The 21,376-nt window shown below is 45.5% G+C and carries 17 protein-coding genes and 1 pseudogene; 8 read left to right on the top strand and 10 right to left on the bottom strand.

The window, feature by feature from the left end; all coding sequences use genetic code 11:
• Positions 1-516 precede the first annotated feature (516 nt).
• The 4 genes from K8S15_13260 to K8S15_13245 all read left to right on the top strand — a co-directional run bounded on the left by K8S15_13260 (position 517) and on the right by K8S15_13245 (position 7,591).
• Positions 517-3,468: a GNAT family N-acetyltransferase gene (locus tag K8S15_13260; GenBank protein ID MCD4777004.1), complete on the top strand. Its 2,952-nt coding sequence runs from the start codon at positions 517-519 to the stop codon at positions 3,466-3,468.
• 127 nt (positions 3,469-3,595) lie between these two features.
• The gene (locus tag K8S15_13255) at positions 3,596-4,309 is read left to right on the top strand and encodes an MBL fold metallo-hydrolase (GenBank protein ID MCD4777003.1); all 714 of its coding nucleotides are present in this window, start codon (positions 3,596-3,598) and stop codon (positions 4,307-4,309) included.
• Between the two features lie 165 nt (positions 4,310-4,474).
• Positions 4,475-6,745 (top strand): T9SS type A sorting domain-containing protein, encoded by a 2,271-nt coding sequence (locus K8S15_13250; protein MCD4777002.1) that lies wholly within the window; start codon positions 4,475-4,477, stop codon positions 6,743-6,745.
• 42 nt (positions 6,746-6,787) lie between these two features.
• Positions 6,788-7,591, top strand: coding sequence for a mechanosensitive ion channel (locus K8S15_13245; protein MCD4777001.1), 804 nt, complete (start codon positions 6,788-6,790; stop codon positions 7,589-7,591).
• Positions 7,592-7,741: 150 nt separating this feature from the next.
• Here K8S15_13245 and K8S15_13240 read toward each other — a convergent pair whose 3' ends face one another.
• On the bottom strand, positions 7,742-9,949 hold the full coding sequence (locus K8S15_13240) for a T9SS type A sorting domain-containing protein (GenBank protein MCD4777000.1): 2,208 nt from the start codon (positions 9,947-9,949) through the stop codon (positions 7,742-7,744).
• A 358-nt stretch (positions 9,950-10,307) separates the two neighbouring features.
• Here K8S15_13240 and K8S15_13235 point away from each other — a divergent pair, with 358 nt between their 5' ends.
• From K8S15_13235 to K8S15_13220, 4 genes are all read left to right on the top strand, one after another.
• Positions 10,308-12,233, top strand: a complete 1,926-nt coding sequence (locus tag K8S15_13235; protein ID MCD4776999.1) for a glycoside hydrolase family 127 protein — start codon at positions 10,308-10,310, stop codon at positions 12,231-12,233.
• Complete coding sequence (gene galK, locus K8S15_13230) at positions 12,203-13,414, top strand: galactokinase (GenBank protein ID MCD4776998.1); 1,212 nt, start codon at positions 12,203-12,205, stop codon at positions 13,412-13,414. Before K8S15_13235 ends, galK begins: the two co-directional genes overlap by 31 nt.
• Positions 13,402-14,439 carry a UDP-glucose--hexose-1-phosphate uridylyltransferase gene (locus K8S15_13225; GenBank protein ID MCD4776997.1) on the top strand — a complete coding sequence of 346 codons (1,038 nt, stop codon included), beginning with the start codon at positions 13,402-13,404 and terminating at the stop codon, positions 14,437-14,439. Before galK ends, K8S15_13225 begins: the two co-directional genes overlap by 13 nt.
• A gap of 102 nt (positions 14,440-14,541) precedes the next feature.
• Positions 14,542-15,408: a hypothetical protein gene (locus K8S15_13220; protein MCD4776996.1), complete on the top strand. Its 867-nt coding sequence runs from the start codon at positions 14,542-14,544 to the stop codon at positions 15,406-15,408.
• Positions 15,409-15,614: 206 nt separating this feature from the next.
• On the opposite strand, the gene K8S15_13215 is transcribed toward K8S15_13220, so the two are convergent.
• From K8S15_13215 to K8S15_13175, 9 genes and pseudogenes are all read right to left on the bottom strand, one after another.
• Positions 15,615-15,869, bottom strand: a complete 255-nt coding sequence (locus tag K8S15_13215; GenBank protein MCD4776995.1) for an ORF6N domain-containing protein — start codon at positions 15,867-15,869, stop codon at positions 15,615-15,617.
• Positions 15,870-16,039: 170 nt separating this feature from the next.
• Complete coding sequence (locus tag K8S15_13210; protein MCD4776994.1) at positions 16,040-16,321, bottom strand: helix-turn-helix domain-containing protein; 282 nt, start codon at positions 16,319-16,321, stop codon at positions 16,040-16,042.
• A pseudogene (locus K8S15_13205) lies at positions 16,318-16,674 on the bottom strand (type II toxin-antitoxin system RelE/ParE family toxin). Before K8S15_13205 ends, K8S15_13210 begins: the two are co-directional and overlap by 4 nt.
• Before the next feature lie 139 nt (positions 16,675-16,813).
• Positions 16,814-17,332, bottom strand: coding sequence for an NUDIX domain-containing protein (locus K8S15_13200; GenBank protein ID MCD4776993.1), 519 nt, complete (start codon positions 17,330-17,332; stop codon positions 16,814-16,816).
• A 117-nt stretch (positions 17,333-17,449) separates the two neighbouring features.
• The gene (locus K8S15_13195; GenBank protein MCD4776992.1) at positions 17,450-17,677 is read right to left on the bottom strand and encodes a BrnA antitoxin family protein; all 228 of its coding nucleotides are present in this window, start codon (positions 17,675-17,677) and stop codon (positions 17,450-17,452) included.
• Positions 17,667-17,927 carry a BrnT family toxin gene (locus K8S15_13190; GenBank protein ID MCD4776991.1) on the bottom strand — a complete coding sequence of 87 codons (261 nt, stop codon included), beginning with the start codon at positions 17,925-17,927 and terminating at the stop codon, positions 17,667-17,669. The genes K8S15_13195 and K8S15_13190 overlap by 11 nt, the downstream gene beginning before the upstream one ends.
• 154 nt (positions 17,928-18,081) lie before the next feature.
• On the bottom strand, positions 18,082-19,230 hold the full coding sequence (locus tag K8S15_13185; protein MCD4776990.1) for a 6-bladed beta-propeller: 1,149 nt from the start codon (positions 19,228-19,230) through the stop codon (positions 18,082-18,084).
• 96 nt (positions 19,231-19,326) lie between these two features.
• Positions 19,327-19,959: a class I SAM-dependent methyltransferase gene (locus tag K8S15_13180; protein ID MCD4776989.1), complete on the bottom strand. Its 633-nt coding sequence runs from the start codon at positions 19,957-19,959 to the stop codon at positions 19,327-19,329.
• 162 nt (positions 19,960-20,121) lie between these two features.
• Positions 20,122-21,159 (bottom strand): LD-carboxypeptidase, encoded by a 1,038-nt coding sequence (locus tag K8S15_13175; GenBank protein MCD4776988.1) that lies wholly within the window; start codon positions 21,157-21,159, stop codon positions 20,122-20,124.
• Between the last annotated feature and the right edge of the window lie 217 nt (positions 21,160-21,376).

Below are 21,376 nucleotides of genomic sequence, written 5' to 3'. Positions count from 1 at the left end.
GATGATCATAATTTACTAATCATGTGGGGGGTCGGCTATATGTTATCAGGTCTTGCATCCGGGCATTATTATCAAAATATATTTGCAAAAATGTAATAAATCCATTACCATATCGTTGGCAATCACTTAAATGGATATGCGGTTTGCCAGCTTTTATCCGCAACTTGTCACTGTTATCGAGATATTGATATATTACATTCTGGAACTGTGTAGCAGTTCGATCAACCGCCGATACTCATTCGGCATCATGGAAAGGAGGTAGTAATGATTCAGCGATACTATAACCGGCAGGGGTGTCGGGCTTCCTAGCCTCCTTCTTTCAGAAATCACAGTCCTGTTCATTTGCCTATGGGTATTTGATATCGATCTCTGATTTCTGATAATTCCTCAACCATCACAGCAGGTCAGGCAGGGAAACCGCGCAACGTCTGAGATGCGTTGTACCCGGGGTGGGTGCCTCTGACGGTTTTCATGAATTAATCAGTATACAGGTATTTGTAAGTTTAAGGAGGGTGTATGAATCCTTTGATTGTCTATCGTGATTTCAGTGATGACGATGTGGACAGCATTGTGCGCATGTGGAAGGAAAGCATTTCTGGCTGGCCACCCGGTTTCTTCGGAGCATCGGAGATAAGTGCTTCAAGCGTTGCGCAGGAGGAGAGAAGCTCGGGAAAGCTTTTCACTATGCTGGCTCTTATGGCAGACAGGGTTGTGGGCTTCTGCAGGACCACCCCGTATGGAGGCGAACCGGATGCCTCGTATGTGAACATAATAAATGTAGTTCCGGATATGCACGGAAGGGGAATAGGCAAAGCCCTGCTGCTGGACTCGGTATCCAGATCAGTTGAGTACGGCATGAAGCGCATTGACTTGCATACATGGCCGGCAAACATGAAGGCCGTGCCCCTTTATAAGAAGACAGGATATTTCTGGGTACCCGAGACAAATGTATACATGCAGAACTACATGCCTTTTCTGCTGGGAAAGAAGGAGTTCCTTAATTTCTTGGGGGGAGAGGATTGGTACAATTGTTTTGACCGGGCACTTCTCGTTGAGCATGATGTGGAGAAGACCGAATCCGGAAGGGAAATCTTCCGGTATGTGTTCAACAGAAATGATGAAGAATTTGTAGCTGAGTTCGACAGAAGCGGAAGAGTGCTTTCCCGGATGGAGTACCCCGGCTTCAGCGCCGGATTAACAGTAGACTCGGGGAAGCAGTACTTTGTCGGTCGGTCGTATAAGGTGACCCTTTCGGGATCGGGGTTCGGTACGGAAAATTTCAGTGTGGACTGCGGCAGTTCCATGAAATGTATTAAGGTTTTGCCTGATACCACTTCAGTTGAACCCCTGCCGGTGAGAGTTACAAAAACACCCTACGAACCGGCCGATAGCCTGATAGTAAAAATTGAGAGCTCGGACCTTGAACTGGGTATCGGTGTAAACGGGGTGGAAAAGGTTACACTGCAATCTCCTATGGTAAGGTTCCTATCACCCGGGGCAGGGGAACTGGAACTGGACCTGAAAAAGCTTGCTCCGGTGTCCTCTGTACTGCTGAGCTATGCCGTTGATGGCGGTGAACTCTATGAAAAACAGATTGCTCTTGCATCCGATCTTTACCAGAGCCATGCCGTGGAACTGCCGAACATGGAACAGGGCGTTCATACGCTTTCAGTCAGGCTGGGTGAAACGGGTTACCTTGAAACAGTGGTGCTGGTTGTGGGAATGTGCTCCGGTGAACCCACGATACTGGATACACGGAAGGCGGCCGTGATAGTGGGCAGCGATGTAGTGCTCACTGTTGCAAGAAAGGGAGCATCCACTTCCATGTGGAGCCGCGGTGAAGGAGACCGTCCGAGAAAGCTTGGCCGGTTCTTCATTAACGCTGGTCCGCCTGTGGTGTGGAACTCGGATCTGCCCAAGCAGACGTATAGCCTGGAACTGGGCAACGATCATGTAACGGCAAGGACATCCTGGCCCTCAAGGCCTGGAATGACCCATTGGGTGCGAGTGCGGCTTGATCCTGCCGGGTACGCCGAGACATGCGCCGGTGTGGATAACGGCTCCGATGCGCTGCAAAAGGTGCTTTTCCGTGCCGACAGTAGTTTCAGTAATGTGTTTTTGCCCAAGAGCGACATGATACCGCTTGCGGACGGTTTAATGGTTGAGCCAAGGGTGTACAACCAGGTGCCGGACTGGGAAGAGGATCTTTCTCCCTTCGTCTCCGGGCTTGCTGCCCCATGGACCGGCGTTACAGGTACGGGAATATCCATCATGAACTACTTCCCCGGATGGACCGAACTGGAGTACGACATGCCGGGTACTCCCGAGATGGATGTTGCTCCAGGAGAGACTTTCGCGTCACTTCCGTTTTACATGCTTTACTCAGAAGGCGGCGTGAAGAGTCTCATGCTCAGGGCTTCCAGCCTGGACTGGAACACTGGCAACTGGACGGAAACAATTCCTTTTCTGGGACATAACCTCGCGCCGTTGATGGCCTCGGACACGAAGATATCTCTAAGCCATCCCCTTCACGGAGAACGGGAGGCACGAATTGACACTGATTCAAAGAAGATCTGCTCCGGTAAGGTTCGTCAGGGTATTTCCATATCGGGCAAGTTACCAGGAACAGGCGTTGTTGATGTGAGCATGTTCCTTGCCAAGCGATCAACGGTAATGCCTGTATACGTGGTGGAAGCCGGAAAAATCGTCGACGCCGGCAGGGACGATTCCGGTTGTCTCTTTCTGTCCAATAACAGGGTGAAGGCTCATGTTGATCCCTCTGCCTGCGGTCATGTGTATTCACTGAAACTGGATGGAGTTGAATATCTGCTTTCCTCCCATCCTGAGCCCTCCGAGTTCGCCTGGGAGAAGCCCTGGTTCGGTGGAATACACCCCCGGATCATGGACAGAAGGGAGAATCCTTATCTCTTGCAGAACGAGATGCCGAAGATAGAAAAGTATCAGAGAATCGTGGGCGGTCTGACCGAAACGGGCTGGCGAATGACCTGGCTTGTTGATCATAAGAAGTACGGCTCGGTTCGGCTGGACTGGAGCGTGGGTCTTGTACCAGGTGTTCCGGTGCTGAGAACCGTTCTTGAATGTGCAGCCTCGTCCGGCGCTTACCTCGATGGAGAACTGGATGTAAGGGGATTCGTTCAGCCGGGAGGGTCCGTCGCAGACGAAATCCTTACCGGCGAGAGATTCCCGGGTCTTATCCAGGGGCGTGATCATGCCGGAGCCTGGGCCGACATGGGCAAATGGGCTCGAGCATGCCGGGGCAAATCCTTCGTGGAGGTGTACACCGGGGAAGAGGGAATATTCTTCGGTGAGGATTACGGAAAGGACGGCTGTCATTTCTGTCTGTTCTGCGGTCACGACCGCAGAAGAACCCTCCGTATAACGTGGCTCTTCGGGGCTGTGGAAGAAGATGAGGCTCTGGCCTTAGTGTACAGGGCTCACAGAAGATAACTGATGAGCACGGGACTAGGGACTCCGGGTCCCGTGCCGTAATCCGCCGGGTTTAAGACCGACAGTTACATTTTCAGGGATATTCGCTATAGATATTCATCTGGGATTAATGGAAGAGCAGGAGAGAATGAAAATAGACATTATACCCATCTCCCTTGGATTCAGCAGAAGTTACGTGCTCAGGGGAGACTCGGTTATCGCAGTTGACTGCGGCTGCTCCGGGAAGGGCGAAAAATTCCTCAAAGGGCTTAAAGCAGCGGGAATCGATCCGGGAGATATTGGATTGGTAGTTATAACTCATGGTCATTCGGATCATGTCGGATCCGCCTACGATATTAAATCAGCCACTGGCGCGAAGCTTGCGATGCACAGTTATGAATCGAAGTGGCTGGAGAATCCTACCATGCCTTCACCTCCGGGAGTTACCCGATGGGGCAGGATTTTCATGTCACTTCGCAAATACATTATGCCAGTATCTGAAGTGAACGCAACAGTTGTTGATCTTCTGATAGGAAACGAAGGTATTTCCCTTGAGGAATACGGAATTTCGGGCAGTGTCATCTGGACGCCAGGTCATACCCCTGGTTCTCTCAGCGTACTGCTTCATTCAGGTGATGCCCTGGTCGGTGACCTGGCTATGAACATGTTTCCTCTGCGATTATCACCGGGTCTGCCCATCTTTGCTGAGGATATGAGCGCCGTTATAAGGAGTTGGGAAGAGCTTATCGAAAAAGGAGCCAAAATGGTTTATCCCGCGCACGGGAAACCTTTTCCCATTTCGTTTATTAAGAAAGAGATCAGGCGACAATCCCAAAGGGAATGTGTTTCAAGAAAGAAGTAAAAGGTAAAGATCAACCTTCGATTGTATTGACGGAGCAGGATTCCAGGAGGTATTGCAAATTCAGCCAAAATATCCAATTGTATAACAGATATCTTGAATATTCGGGACAACGGTGTAGATGACAGGTAATACACTTTCCTGATAGTAATCATTGGAGTAGAAATTATGATCAATAAAAAAGCATTACAGGGGAAGAAAATAGCAGAAGTATTCGTATTTTCATTACTTACAATTATTTTTCCCACATCACTTGCATCTGCATCGTTGGATATTCCACAAACAAGATCTGATTGCAATAATTCTCTGCCTTACAATTGGATTATTGATGAGATAGCTATTAATCAGGTTGCTAAAGAACAAAATATTGAATATGCAGGAAGTTGTATGTGGTCTCAAGTTACCGATGCATTTTCAGAAGGCACGGATATCTGGGCTTCATTCAATAATGGTCTTTGTCATATTGATATTTCCGACATCTCAAATCCTTCAGTCATTTCAGAACTATACATCCCCTGTGGATACAAAGGAATAACAGGTACAAATGACATCTTAGTTGAAGGCAACTACGCATATGTTGGCGATAAAGACGGACTCAGGATTGTTGACATTAACAGTATGGAACTGATATCGACATATCCTTTGCAGAGAGCACACACACTATTTCTATGTGATACCCTTCTCTATGTAGTTGACGGAAGCGGTATGAAGGTCTTCAACATCATCGATCCCGCTCTTCCCGATTCAATTGGTTTTTATCCAAGATCAGGGGCAGTTGGAATAGACATAGATGGTAATTATGCGTACATTTCCGATACAGGGAATATGGGTCTTACTATCCTTGATATAAACACTCCGGAAAATCCTGCTTTCGTTTCAGACTACCACACCCCGGGTTATGGGAACAGTGTTGATTTTTCGAACGGATATGCTTTTATAGCAGACCATTCTAACGGGCTTGAGATTGTTGATGTAACTACTCCTTCAAGTCCGGTCTTTAAGTCGCATATTTCTACATCCGGTTCCGCATACGATGTAGAAGTTGACGGTGATTACGCCTTTGTTGCCACAGACGATATGGATGTCGTTGACATATCCAACTTGAATACGCCGTTTATTGCACAAACATTTTCTACAATGGATGGTGTAAGGTCGATATTTCTTAATGGGGATTATCTGTTTTCATCCGAAGGTTCTTTTCTGGAAATACTGAATATTCAGCAACCGGCAAGTACTTATCTGGAAGGAAGCCTTCAAAGACCTTACTGGCTTCAGGAAGTTAAGATTGATCAGGATATCGCTTATCTCGCGGATATGGGAGAAATCTTTTCAGTACCAGGTGGATTGAGAATCGTTGATATCAGCGATCCGACATGTCCTTTTTTAAGAGGAGAATACTCGATGGATCTATGGGCAATGCCCAATAACCTGGATATCAGATACGGTTACGCTTACATGCAGGATTATATTAGCTCGATATATACACTTATTACTATAGATGTTAATAACCCTGATTTGCCTCAACTTGCCGGGGAGTACGATTCTTCTGCCAAGGATATATTCGCATGCGATACTTTAGTATACATTCTGGATAATGAATATCTTAAAATATTAAATTTGCAGGATCCATTGAATCCTATACCGGAAGGTTCATTAACCCTCAGTGACAACGCGCTTAGAATCTGCGTTAACAACGGATACGCATTTATTGCCGGAGATGGCGCTAATACTCTATGGATAGTGGATGTGAGTGATTGCTTAAATCCATATCTTGTAACTTCCATAACGACCGCCTGTAACTATACCAGGGATATTGTGGTGCAGGACAACCTGTTGTATCTCGTATGTGATCAGTGTATGCAAATAGTAAACGTAGAAGATATCAATAATCCAACAGTAGTAAGCACATACGATGAAGTTACAAATGCGACAGGTATTTGTGTTAAGGAAGGTTATGCCTATATAGCTGACTACAACTTACTTAAAGTTGATATTACTGAACCTGCAGCTCCTATTTATCTGGAAGAATATCCAATACCGGGGTGCTGTTACAATGTAGCTGTGTTTGATAATCACTTATTTGTTACCACCGAATCTTCGTTCCTGGTTTTTCAGGATTCAGATTTATTGCAGATTGATGATGAAGACATTTTTACCCTTGCAGGCGCAGTTCTATTACAGAATTTTCCCAACCCCTTTCATCAGCAAACGATTATTGAATATCAAATTGCATACAGTTCCCTTGTATCGCTGAATATTTATGATCTGATGGGACGGCAGGTACGAACACTTGTCAACGAAGATCAATACGCTGGTGATCATTCCATAATCTGGGATGGGAGTGATAATTCTGGAAATGCAATGACTTCCGGTATCTACTACTGCAGATTGTCTCAAGGAAATATAATAGAGACGAAAAAGGTTCTACTTATCCGATAGTGTTAATTGTTGATTTATTGAAATGAATTGAAAGGAACCATAATGGCGGAAATATGGATGCAGGTAAAGGAAATTGTAGCGATGTACGGATTGAATGTACTGGCCGCAGCAGCTATCCTTATCGCAGGGAAGTTCATTGCCAATGTTATAAGAAAACTCATCCGTAAAATAATGCGGAAGAGGGAAGTTGATACAACTCTGATAGGATTTGTCAGCAGTATCGTTTACGCTGCGATTCTTGCATTCGTCGTTATTGCAGCCCTTTCTAAACTGGGCATTCAGACAGCATCATTCATTGCAGTCCTGGGCGCCGCGGGACTGGCCATAGGCCTTGCTCTGCAGGGATCTCTATCCAATTTCTCGTCAGGTGTACTGATGATAATCTTCAAACCTTTCAAGGGGGGAGATTTCGTCAATGCGGGGGGCTGCAGCGGTATCGTAGAGGAGATAGGGATATTCACAACAACTATCAAAACTGTCGATAACAAACTGATAATCGTACCCAACTCCAGGGTAATGAGCGATACCATAACCAATTACTCCGCAAAGGAGACCAGAAGAGTCGATATTGTCGCAGGTGTAAGCTACGAAGATGATGTTGATAAGGTAAAGGAAATACTGCTGAAGATACTGTCAGAGGATGAGAGAATACTCAAGGACCCCGCGCCATTTGTCGGGCTGCTTGAAATGGCTGACAGCAGCGTGAATTTCACCGTACGGGCATGGGTGAAGAATGAGGATTACTGGAACGTGTTCTACGATACGAACGAGAGTATAAAGAAGACATTTGATGCCGAGAATATCTCAATACCCTATCCTCAGCTTGACGTTCATATGGACAAATAGTCCTTAATTCATTTTTGGCCTTCACTATTCTGCTGCTGAAATGCATTTATCCAACGAGGATTACATAGAAGTCATGAAGAGAGCTGGACTGGATTTCTTCTCCGGTCATTGAGAGGATCTATATAACCATAGAAAATTCGATGTATTCACTTATCGTATCAATACGAGCATTCTTGTTGATTTGTAATCGCCAGACTGCAGCCTCGCGAAATAGATACCAGGCTGCAGTGAACCCCCATTGAATACTGCGCTGTTCTGAGCCGATCCAACCTGATCGTCAACGAGTGTACTGACAAGCCTGCCTGATGCGTCATAAATCTTCAGCGAGACCTCACCGATAGCAGATAACCGATAGCTGATCAGAGTATTCTCCCTGAATGGATTCGGCACGTTTTGAAAGAAAAGGCTTTCCACAGGCAGAAGTGATTCTGGCTCTTCTTCAATTTCGGTATACAGATTCTCGTATATCTGAAGTCCGGCATCTTCATCCGCGACGTAAATGTACGATCCGGATGCCGTTACACCGTGAGAGAAGTACGCTGTGATGTAGTGTCCGAACTCGTAAGGCGATAACGGATTAGATATATCGATTACCCTGAGCCCGCCAAATCCATCAGCTACGTAAGCGTATATGCCGGATACGGTTACATCACGTGCGCTGTAGGGTGTACTGCAACAACTCGCCTCGGAAGGTGAGTACGGAAGAGATACATCAATTATCCTGAGCCCGCCGGATTTATCTGCGATATAGGCGTAAGAGCCGGAAACATCTACAGAGTAAGCGTAATCCGGAGTGTCACAGCCTCCGATCTGATAAGGCGATAATGGATCGGATATATTAATCACTCTGAGTCCACGCTCTCCATTCGCGATATAGGCGTACGAACCGGAGATAACTACATCATGAGCATAGTGTGTTAGATTAACGTGACTTACCTCAAAGGGTGAAGATGGATCGGATATGTCAATAATTCTTAACCCGCCACCCGCATCCGCGACATAAGCGTATGATCCGGAAACCATTACATTGAAAGCGAAGTCCGGTGTATCCACGCAACTGAGCTCATACGGTGATGAAGGATCGGATACATTGATCACCCTGAGCCCATCGTATCCATCTGCAAGATAAGCGCATGTGTCAGAAACATCTACACCCATAGTGTAGCCCGGTGTATCGCAATAGCCAAGCTCTACGGGTGATGCTGGATCAGATACATCGATTATACGGAGTCCGCAGTCGTCATCCGCGATATAAGCGTATGAGCCGGATAAAACTAAATCATAAGCTTCGTCCGGTGTATTAAAATGGCTTACTTCACCCGGTGATGACGGATTTGATACATCAATAATTCTGAGTCCGGCATCCCCGGCAACAACGTACGTATACAAGCCTGATACCGCTACACCTCGAGCGTTGTTCGGTGTACTTAAATAACCTGTCTCAGCCGGTGATGATGGAGTGGATATATCGATTACACGAAGACCTTCGCCATAATCCGCGACGTAAGCGTACGACCCGGAGACTGATACACTCAAGGCATAACCCGGTGTATCGCAATATCCGATTTCATCAGGTGTCAGTGGGTCAGATATATCAATCACCCGGAGACCACCGTTACCGTCCGCGATGTAGGCATATGAACCATATACCGCCAGACCGTAAGAGTATTCCTGCGTATTGTAGCAGCCTGCCTCAAACGGTGATGCCGGGTTAGAAATATCGATGACGCGGAGGCCTTCTCCAAGATCAGCAACGTAAGCGTACGATCCTGAAAGCACCACACAACGAGTATTGCCCGGTGTATTGCAATGGCCAATCTCGTACGGTGATGCCGGGTTAGAAATATCGATGACGCGGAGGCCGTCATCATCGTCCGCAACGTAAGCGTACGAGCCGGAGACGGCTACAGAATATGTCCAGTTCGGTGTATCATAATAACCGAGCTTTACCGGATTAGACGGGTTCGATACAGACCATATTTCAAATCCCGTATCACCTACTGCGATAAACAGAACCGAGTCCGCGGAATTGTAGAAAAGACCCTCGACTACTCCTCTGGTATGTATGTCCGATACAGATTGTGGCGATGAAGGTGTTGAAACATCAAGCAGATACACACCTCCACCAGAGCCACAGAATGCAAGCTCTCTTGTTTCATCAAGAGTAATCGCCCTGGATGCGCCAAAAGGCCAGTTGCCCACGAATCTTACATTGAGGGAATCTCCTTTGAGAATATTACTCTCAGTGTTTTCCAGGTAAGGAGAAGTCCCATCCTCAAAATTACTACTGTGCATCTCCGATGAATTCATATCGATGCCTGTTGTGGATATCAGAATTCCCAGCAATAACCCGAGCATATTAACTCCTTTTCGAAATCAGATTCTGCATTTTAGCAATATTATCAATATATATTTAATATAGTAATAATAAATGATTATATTGGAGTAAAGCCTGCTCATTTACCTGGAAAAATCTAACCCGGATTCATTCTCATTTAAAGAATAATGAATCAGGATAGCTATCTTGCTTGACATCGCGTATTATGAGCAATATCAAATCTGTGGAATTCTAGAGTTTACGGATCCTTTTATTTTGCAGCGGGAGTGCTGCTGCCGGTTGCGAAGGAGTATTCCCGATGGATTCACAATCTATGTTGGGAGTTAACATCATGAGTGTTATAACGATATTTAATAAGGATTTGAGGTAAATTCTAAAATGAAGTCAGGAAGTATCGCTCCGGTTCCATTCCGCATGGTGTCAGTTGACGACAGGTTCTGGACGCCAAGGATGGAAACGAACAGATTGGTGACCATTCCTCTCGGATATGAGAAGTGCAGGGAAACAGGACGTCTGGACGCATGGAAACTCGACTGGAAGGAGGGGGATCCATGCAGACCGCACATTTTCTGGGATTCGGATGTAGCAAAATGGATGGAAGCCGCGGCATGTACTCTTCATCTCCATCCGGACACCGAACTGAAAGAGAATCTCGAAGGCGTAATCACTTTAATGGAAAAAGCCCAGCAGCCGGACGGTTACCTTAACAGTTATTTCACTATGCTAGAACCTGAGAACCGATGGACCAACCTGCGGGACAGGCACGAGCTGTACTGCGCGGGTCATCTTATAGAAGCGGCGGTAATGCATTTCTCCGCAACCGGAGATGACAGATTCCTCAATATCGTTAAAAGGTATGCGGACTGTATAGATTCCGTATTCGGCAACGGAGAAGGGCAGAAGCGCGGATACCCCGGCCATGAGGAGCTGGAACTGGCCCTTGTTAAGTTGTTCGATGTAACGGGTGAGAACAGGTACCTTCAACTTGCTGATTTCTTCCTGAACCAGCGGGGTACAAGACCGCATTACTACGATCTGGAATCTAAGTACCGGAGTGAAGATCCGGCAGAGGATTACGAATACTGGCAGGCTCATCTGCCCGTCCGTGAGCAGAAAGAGGCTGTAGGACATGCCGTGAGGGCAATGTATCTTTACAGCGGAATGGCTGATGTCGCTGCCCGGACAGATGATAACGAACTGGCTAAAACATGCCGGACTCTCTGGAGGAATGTGACTGGGAAGAGGATGTATATAACTGGAGGGGTCGGATCAACTGAGCGGGGTGAAAGCTTCACCGCCGATTACGATCTGCCCAACGAGACTGCCTACGCTGAGACATGCGCCGCTATCGGCCTTGTCTTCTGGGCTCACAGGATGTTGCATATTGATGAGAAACCGAATGCTGAATATGCCGATGTAATGGAAAGAAGCCTGTATAACTGTGTTCTCAGCGGGGTCTCTCTTGATGGCACACGCTTCTTCTACACCAACCCTCTGGAAGTTCGTCCCGGACACGCTCTTGCGCAATCAGGTCTGGAAAATAATTACAGGTTCTCCCGGCAGGAATGGTTCAATTGCTCCTGCTGTCCTACTAACATAATGCGCGTTCTTTCGTCCTTCGGTCTATATGTTTACGCAAGCGGCAGCGACAGTATTTATATTCATCTGTATGTTGGAGGCACAGCGGAGATTGAGATTTCAGGGGTACGGGTGAAAATCCGGCAGGAAACGGATTACCCCTGGAAGGAAACGGTTACTATGGCCGTTGAACCTGAAGAACCTATTGAAATTTCGTTGTTTCTAAGGATTCCGGGATGGTGTGAGAACGCTTCCGTGGAACTCAACGGAAAGGAAATTAAACAGCTTCAAGTAATCAATGGTTATGCGGAGATTAGCAGATTGTGGAGAAAAGAAGATACACTGAATCTCACTCTACCCATGCCTGTTCGGAAGATCGAGGCTCATCCTGAAGTGCGCGGCAACTGCGGGAAGATCGCAATCACGAGAGGTCCAATCGTATATTGCCTCGAAGAGGAGGACAATACACCGGACCTGAACGACATCCGTCTGGATTCGTTAGCCGAATTCAAGGCTGAATATGATGAAACACTCCTTGGAGGGTGCACAGTGATTACAGGCACCGCTCGCATCAGGAATATAGATGGATGGGTAGATCAGCTGTACAGACCCTCTGTAACCGAAACCATGCCGGTGGAAATCAAAGCGATTCCTTACTGCCTGTGGAACAACAGACGACAGGGCGGAATGATAGTATGGATATCGGAAAATATCCCGAATTCATGAAAATACGTAATATGCCAGTTGGGAATTGTAACAATTTCGATAGGATTTTCGGTAAGGGAACGGTACCTATAGGCGCGAAGGTTCCCGGACGCGTTAATCTTATCGGTGAACATACCGATTATAACAACGGTTTTGTCCTTCCGGTTGCCGTAAACCGATACGTCCATGTTACCGGACGAATCCGCCCGGACAGATGGATTACAGTCTATTCAACCGCATTCGGAGAACAGCACCGGTTTTCCCATGAGGATGAAATGAACCGTTCATTGTCAGGATGGAAGCGGTTCGCGGAAGGCGTAATACGAGCGGTTCTTACGAACGCGGATGAACGTGCCGGAATGGATATTCTTGTAGAAAACGATCTGCCGGTTGGAGGAGGGTTGAGCAGCTCTGCAGCCTTCGCTGCAGGCCTTGGTTCTATTACCGCTGAATTGAACAGTATTGAACTCCAGCCGCTTGAGTTCGCTCGAACAATCCAGAAATCAGAACATGATTATGCCGGTGTGGAATGCGGAATTATGGATCAGCTCTCAATACTCCTCTCGCACAAGGGCAACGCTCTTCTAATCGATTGCCGATCACTTCAAATTGATCACATACCGATTCCCGCTGACTGGTCGCTCGTAGTGATGGATACTGGAGTAAGGCACGATCTCGCTTTTTCGGAATACTCCAAAAGACGGATCCAGTGTGCGGAGATAACTGAGCTGTACAGGCAGGCAGGAAGAAAATTCACCTCGTTACGTGATGTGTCCTACCGTGATCTTGGCCTGCTGGAGAAGACCACCGGCAGCAATGATGTCCTTCTTCGCCGGTGCCGGCACGTGATCTCGGAAAACCTTAGAGTATCCGAAGCCGCAAAGGCGCTTCGGGAATCGGATGAAGAAAGTATCGATCGTCTTTTCAAGGAATCCCACATAAGTTTACAGAACGATTTCGAGGTTACCTGCCCCGAGCTGGACAGCATGGTTGAAGCGGCATGGCTTGCGCCAGGCTGTATTGCCGCAAGAATGACAGGTGGAGGATTCGGAGGGTGTACGGTCAATCTTGTGAAAAAGAGTATGAGCGAGAAATTCATTGACGTAATTCTATCCGGTTACAGGAAGAGAACCGGTCGAGACGGAACAGCAATTCAGGTTTCGAGTATCGACGGCATAATGTCCCGGGAATGGAAGCCGTAATGAATTACGAGAGACCTCACCGAAGGCGAAATCCTTTTACCGGAAGATGGATACTGGTTTCACCGAATCGTTCCGTAAGACCATGGAGCGGAAGCGTTGAAGCAATTGAAAGCAGAATATCGCTACCGGAATTCGATCCCGACTGCTACCTCTGTCCGGGCAACCTTCGAGCAAATGGAGAACGTAATCCACCCTACGACGGGGTATTCGTGTTCGACAACGATTTTCCCGCCCTGGTATACAACGGAGACGATTCATTCGAGAACACTCCGCCATGGAAACAGGGTATGATGGAAACCGGCATCTGCAGGGTTATCTGCTATTCATCGATTCACAATATCTCCGCTGCCGACCTGGATGACGCATCACTTCATGCCATCATCGATACCTGGGTGGATCAGATAGATGAACTGATGGATTTTATCGATATCAGTTACGTACAGATATTCGAAAACCGCGGGCTCATGATGGGCTGCAGCAACCCGCATCCGCACGGTCAGATATGGGCAGCAGGGTCCGTTCCGGGTGAAATCGATTCCGAGGATTATCACCAGGCGGAGTACCTGCGCGATAACGGAACATGTCTCCTTTGCGACGTTCAGAGGCACGAGCTTGCTGAGCGTGAACGTATCGTCCTTGAAAACAACCATTGGGTTGTTCTTGTGCCCTACTGGGCCGAATGGCCATTCGAAACGATGCTTTTACCTAAACATCATTCGGCATCTCTTACATATCTTGATAACGAACAGAAGAATTCTCTAGCGGTAATATGGAAACGGCTTCTCCTGGCGTACGACAACCTTTTCAAAACATCGATGCCTTTCAGTTTCGGATGGCATATAGCGCCTGCAAACCCGAGGAATATTAAAGCATGGCACCTTCACGCACATTTCTATCCCCCTCTTCTGCGATCGGCTACTGTTCGCAAGTATATGGTGGGCTACGAAATGCTTGCCGAACACCAGCGGGACATCACTCCCGAAGAAGCGGCGGAACGCCTCAGGTTAGCAGCCGCGATTTCTTGACATCTGTAATAAATGGTAATAGGCTACGGGCTCTACAAGACAATATGATACATTAATATATGCAATATTATTATTAACCTTAACAATGAGGGAAATTATAACATGAGAACAATAATGCTTCTTTTTATTATGCTTCTACCCATTTCGGTATTTGCGGATTATAACAGCGACGGTTTCATGCAATCCGGTAGTTCCGATGATTCTCGCAAGTTTGAAAACGATGACATCACAATAACTGTTCTCAATACTTTCAGCTGTTACTATTCGCAGCATATTCTGGGGCTCGATTTTTCGAGCGATTCCAGCAATCTCCTATTCGTGAGTAACCTTGATAATATGCTGTACATCTGTAATCCGGATAACGGGAACATGATTTCGGGGATTTCCCTGAATTATGCAACTGATCCGCACCCGTGGGGCGTCTGCGTGGATGGCGCGGGTAACCGTTATCTAAATGATTTTACTGAGAGTTACATATACTGGCGGGGTACATCAGGATGGTATTTCATGGATAATCCTGCTGGAAAATACGGACATGGAATGGATTTCGACGGGTCCAGAATATGGGAAACCTACGATTTCCTGCCGAACAAAATCGTGAGTTTCAACACCGATGGTTCGGGGGTTCAGTTCCACGAAATACCGGAACTGGGCTCGGAATGTCCCAGTGGTCTTACCACCTTCCCATACGGTTCTGATATGGGCCTTGTGGTGACCTCTTACGATTCACACTATTTCTATTTCTACAGTTTTGATGGTTTATCCCTGACCAGCCTTGGATTTGTCTCTTGCCCTCTTCCTTGTGAGGGTTCAATCGGATTGACCTACTCCTCGATCAGAGATACGTTCTTCTGGAGCTACAAGGATACTTCTGACGATTACTGGATTACAGAGCTTAATATAGAAATAACAGGCACTGCTCTTATGCCTGTCACCTGGGGATCGATAAAAACAACTGATTTCAACTGATCTGAGGTTCAAGGCCGGGCTAACCTATTCGATCATTACAATGGATTGCACCAGGTTCTGTCCGGGTACTCTCAGCCTGCAATAATAGATGCTGCTTGAGACGTGGTGCCCGCTCTCGATCAACGTCTAGTCATATTGTCTTCCGGATGAGAATGCCGTTGGACACTCATTCTACTTGCCTGTTCTGAGTTCAGAATATTTGCAGCCTATAATGCACCACGCTCGGTAAATATGAGTGGTGGTTTTCTGCGACCACTCCAGTTAGGACTTGATGTCTCAATTTGCGACTTCAAGATTTCGAATTCTTCCTTGGATAACTGGAACATGAAGTCATCGCGGAACTTGGAAAGGTTGAGTCTGACTTGCTCATTTAAGTGGCGTGTTTCAACTCCATACAGTTCAACAAGATCAGAATCAAGAATAACTTTTGTATTTCGAATGATTAAGATACTTGAGATAATACGATGTTCTGTGAGATCCTTTTATTTTTCAGACAATTATTTCCTTTTCTGTTCTATCGGAGAATGTAGAGTTGACCTGCACTATTGATAACTGAGCTGGCGACCTAACGTCAGTTTGGTTGTCATCGAAGTTAAGATAGTGTCTGTTTCTGGTTGATGCAGTTAGGCAGTCATCCGATTTGTATCTTGAGTCTTTTACCCAGCGCAATGGCAACGTTTTCAAGAGTGAGAAGTGTTACTGAAGGATTCTCGGGATCAAGAAGACGCTCCAGTGAGGATCGGCTGGAGCGCATACGTCGAGCAAGATCACTCTTGGAGATGTGTTGTTCAGCCATTTCTTTCTGAATCTGGTATGCAAGAACGCGCTTGGCTGCGGTAGCCTCGGTTTCAACAAGAAGCTCTTCTTCCTTCAAGAAATCATCGAAACTGCTTCCAATATGTTTGTTCTTCATGATCCTGCCTCCTGATATTGCTTTAGCCTGGATCTAACTATTTGAAGTTCCTTCTGAGATATTTTTCTGGTCTTCTTTGTAAAACCATGCAGAAGGATCATCATGTTGCCATCAACAGTGAATAGGGTGCGTGCGATTCCGTCCGGAACATTGGTGCGCACTTCCCACAGGTACGGCTCAATCTTCCTCACAAACGGCATGCCAAGTGGCCAACTGAACTACACAGTCTTGATATCCTCCCCAATGATCTTCTTGTGCGAGATAGATAGAGATTTCAGCCATTTCCTGACAGGCTCTGTTCCAGAGTCAGTCCGAAAGAAGACAACATCAAGCCTTATATCACCAATACTCATACAACACTGTATTGTACCAAATTTGGTACACTTGTCAAGGGGAGCCTTTTCAATTTCTGCTGAACGCCTCGCATAACCAGCTGGCATTAACCCTAGGCGTAAAGCAGCGAATCTTTGCCAGTCAGCGTTGATGCGATTGCTAGGTGAATTCTCTATCTTTCATTGTTTCCATTACCCATATTTCTCTTTCCAGCCAAGATGGTCTTTTACCATTTGATGATTTAAGCATTTGTTTATTTTGTTCAATTGCCTTTTCTAAGGTAATCCAAATCGGTATAAATCCTAATTCCTCTTCATATTCATCAAGTTGCTGTCTGACATATTCAGTTTTTACTGTACATACATAATACTCTGAAATCATCTTAAATAGTGTTGTTTCTGATTCTCTAGATTGACTCATTTCAGTAATTCTTATTACTTTCTCTTTAATTTCTGATAACACTAGTCCACATTCTTCTTTAATTTCTCTTCTTAATGCTTCTGAATCATCTTCCTGTTTCTCTACTCCGCCACCAGGAAACTTATAATCACCTACATTAGTTGAATGAATCAATAGTATTTCTTCTTTTCTCCGTATTATTGCTCTTACTGCCTTTCTATATACTTCGGCATTAAATATTTGCCCTTCTTTGTAATGAATTATTGAATGCTCAATCAATCTTATTCCTTATTCGTGCGAAACGTGCACCTAACGTTAAAGTTCAGCAGCAAGATATGAAGACAAATCCGATATCAGGTGTATCTTGTCTGCTGCAGCCGTATGTTCGAATCCAGATTATGCTCTGGCGTCTTCTATATGTTTGGCAATAAGCATTTTAATCAGAGACTGCCTGGGAATACCAAGACGCTTGGCTTCCTTGTCCAGCGAGTGAATCATCCAGATAGGAAAGTCAACATTTACTCGCTTCTGTTTCTGTTCGACTCGTCGAGCTTGAGCGAGTTCCAGATATTCAAGGATATTCTCACCGTTGTCGAACTTCTTGTCCAAATCCTTAGCCTTCATAAATTATCACTTCCTCATCACGGGATCGTCGTACAGAGATGATTCGAATAGATGAATCCCGGTATGTGATGATTCCCGACCAAAGTATTCTATCGATCATTCCAATGACCATATACCTCGATTCATCTTCTGTTCTTGCAGGAATTTCAATCAAATCAGGATCATCCCATAGCTTCTGTGCTTTTTCGAAATCGATCCTGTGCTTCTCTTCATTCTTTTTGCTTTTGCGAGTGTCATATTCAAATAACATGGTATACTATTTATACCTCAGAGGTGGTGCATGTCAAGTGTAGATTTCCTGATTCGAACGCTCAGAATAACCAATACATGGCTCTCGAAGACTGTACTCTTTGCCTTGCATCTGGTTCATTCTGTTGTAGAATCTGTTTCTGTTCCGTTACAACTTAATTATTAAGATCATCTATCTCAAATATTATAATTTTTGAGAAATCCGCTGGATTATTGTCGAATACGAGAATTCGATCATTCCCAAAGACCATCTTACAACATGCCCACCTCATCTGAGCTGGTAGGTCAGTTGAGATAGAGCAAAGATGTGTCCCGGTGCTATCATACACTTCGAACATAGGAGATGGACTTTCTCCTCTGCCAGTACGAACCCAGAGTCGTTCATGTCCATCGACATGAATCGAACTTATGGCATTACGAACAGGATCTACCTCCCAACGGTCGCGAATTGCTTTTCTGTCATTGCTGTCAAACCCGGGAGTATCAAGAACGTAACCAAAGTGGGCGCTACTCAATTCCTCTTCAGTCCTGTGCATTCTTGAATAGGATTCTGTAATAGTGAATGCAGTATCACCTTCTGGAGTGTATTTCATAATCCGATACTCACTCTTCGATGATTCAGCACAATAGACGCTGCCATTCGAGCCTGTCGCGAATGCGAAGTACGGGATAGTCACCGGTCCATCACCATTGTGTTGATTGTATCGATATTCATAGATGATTCCCGGATCGGATGAATTAGTCCACATTGCTAATCTGGAGCCTATGAAGAGATTCTCATCTTCGAAGTAATAATGCGTTTGCAGTCCTACAATGGATCTATTGTGACCATCACCGATTATGCTTGGGGGCTGCATCGAGAACCCGGAGATTTCCCTCTTATAGTTCAGATCGGAGTCAAAGAATATCAACTTGCGACTCATGAAATCAGCTACACAAATATCTCCATTTGACAGGACTGCAATTGACGCAGGTTCCATGAACTCACCTGGACCCTGTCCTTCGCTCCCTGTACTGGCAAGATACTCTCCACTCTGACTGAATACAGAAATTCTATCCTTGAGAACATCGAGGAGCACTATTCTACCGTCTGGCATGAAGGCAGCATCTATGATATTGCCAAACACATAGTTTGAATCACCAATTTCAATTCCAATCGAGTCTATCTTTGTCAGTGCAAGCCTGGGTTGGTTATCTGATCGGTTGCTGTGTGTTGCGGCTAAATCGGATTCTGATTCAGAGCATCCGCTGATCAGAAGGCTGAGATAGAGAAATATTTGAAGAGGAATGCTCGGTGATTTCATTTATCTATTTTTCCTTATCTACAACGCCAAATCTACTCCAGCGCTTCGTTATACACCCTTGTTATTTCCCGAAATTTCCTATGTGATCCCAATTGATCACCCAACCGCCTTTTCTCCCATCCAAAGCCATGCCACAGTTTCGTCGCCATCCGTGAGTTCTTGAATACGCGAATTGAATCCGCAGCGGTCTGCAATAGCCTGTATTTCCTTTGGATTGTGTTTATACAACCGAATCGCCCTGTTCCCGAAGTCCAGCAAAGGTTCACAATTAGCGAATGAGATAACTGCCCGTCCATCTCGAGAAAGCAGACTTCCTATTGTGATCATTGAATTGTATAGATCTTTAATATGCATGAATGTTTGGCTACTATATATTAAATTGAACACATGCGCCGTTTGCCAATTTGGAAACGTCGCTTTTTCGAGTATTAAGTTCTCGGCGTTTTCGATATTCTTGCGGCATTTCTCCAGCGCGCTCCCAGATATGTCGATTCCAACCAACAGTTTCGGCCTCAGCTTAAGTACCTTGGTAGCCAGACGGCCGGTACCAATGCCGATTTCCAGAATGCAACGTCCATTGGTATCTCCAAGTTGTTCGAAGAAAGTTTCTCCATCATATCGATCCATGTATTTCTTCAGTTTCGGCGGATCGTAAACTGGATCATTTCCCTCTTTTACGAGAAGATCATAATGCTGTTCGGCGGTAACGATTTTCTTTTTATCGATCATCATCGTTTTCTACATTAAGAGCTTTTCGGCAAATTTGATTTCCTTCTCCCGCAATACCGCTTGACATGAATTACCCTTCCTCTCGTATTCACTAAGACCCAATCTTTAAGGGCGAATGTCTAGAATAACCAGCGCAGGCACAAACCTGTCCGGGAATCAAACTCACTGCGTCTGGTTGATTTTGCTGTTAGCTGATTCTACCCAAGGCTGTAGAAGAGTAACTTGCTGCTTTTCAAAATCTATACCGACCTCAATGCCTATCGGCAAGGTCAGCATTGGATGTGTATGGCAGCAATCAAAGCCATTTACTACAGGTACATGCTGACCATTGAGGATTTCTCTGAGTACATCAATTGGCTGTCTGTCGGTTCCTTTATTATCAAATTGTTGATGTTTACCTAAGATGACAGCCGATACTCTGTCAAATACACCATTTAGTTTAAGAAATGCAAATAAGCGTTCTACCGTTGCAATATCTTTAAGACCATCTTCTAAGAACAGTATATCGCCCGGATTGATTTCTGGCATATAAGGACTGCCCCAAATGCCCAGAATCGTATCAAGATTACCACCAATTACTCTGCCACTGATATAACCACTTCCTGAGAATTCACAATTATTTTCGTAAACGTTTTTCGCCTCATTTTGTTCAGTCCACTCAATCATTTCATCTGTCCAGTGTGTGGGGAGTTTATAATCATATTGTTCTGTACATCCTTGGCAGAGTACCTCTTTGAAAGAAGCGAATGTTTCATCAACAAGTGGTGGGAACTCACCGAAAGAAGCAACAAGGGCTGGCCCGTAGAATGTCACGAGCCCTGTCTGAGCATATATACCTAACAGCAAAGCTGTAACGTCAGAATAACCGATAATTATCTTCGGATCTTTGGATAATGCTTCGTGATCGATATATGGAAGAAGTGAATTGCTGTTCATTCCTCCAATAGTAGACATGATACAGCGAACTTCAGGATTACGGATTAGCTCATTTAACTCAGCTGCACGCTCTTGAATTGTTCCAGAACGATAAAAATCACTTTTACTCGTTTGCTTCCCAGCAATTAGATGAAATCCCTTTTCTGTAAGATATTGCTTAGCACGCTCAAATCTCTTCGATGCAAATACTGTTGCTGGTGATGATGGTGAGAAATAACCTATTACATCACCCACATTTAAGCTCTTAGGTAAGATGTTTTTCAAATGAACCTTTCCTGTATACAGTTAACAATCTGAATAACCTGCACAAGTGTCAGTCAAGCCCATTTTGAAGCGTTTGTGGCAGGTTCATTCAGCGGTTATGGCTTTTATCTCAATAAACATAGTCCAGTTGTTTCAATAACTCCACCAGATTGAATTTTGCACAGGTACAAACCGGCAGGAACCCCGTTTCCATGATGATCCGTTCCTTCCCAGCATA

The organism is Candidatus Aegiribacteria sp. (genome assembly GCA_021108005.1).
In the GTDB taxonomy this organism is placed as follows: domain Bacteria; phylum Fermentibacterota; class Fermentibacteria; order Fermentibacterales; family JCC-6; genus Aegiribacteria.
This window is presented reverse-complemented; position numbering and strand designations above follow the sequence as displayed.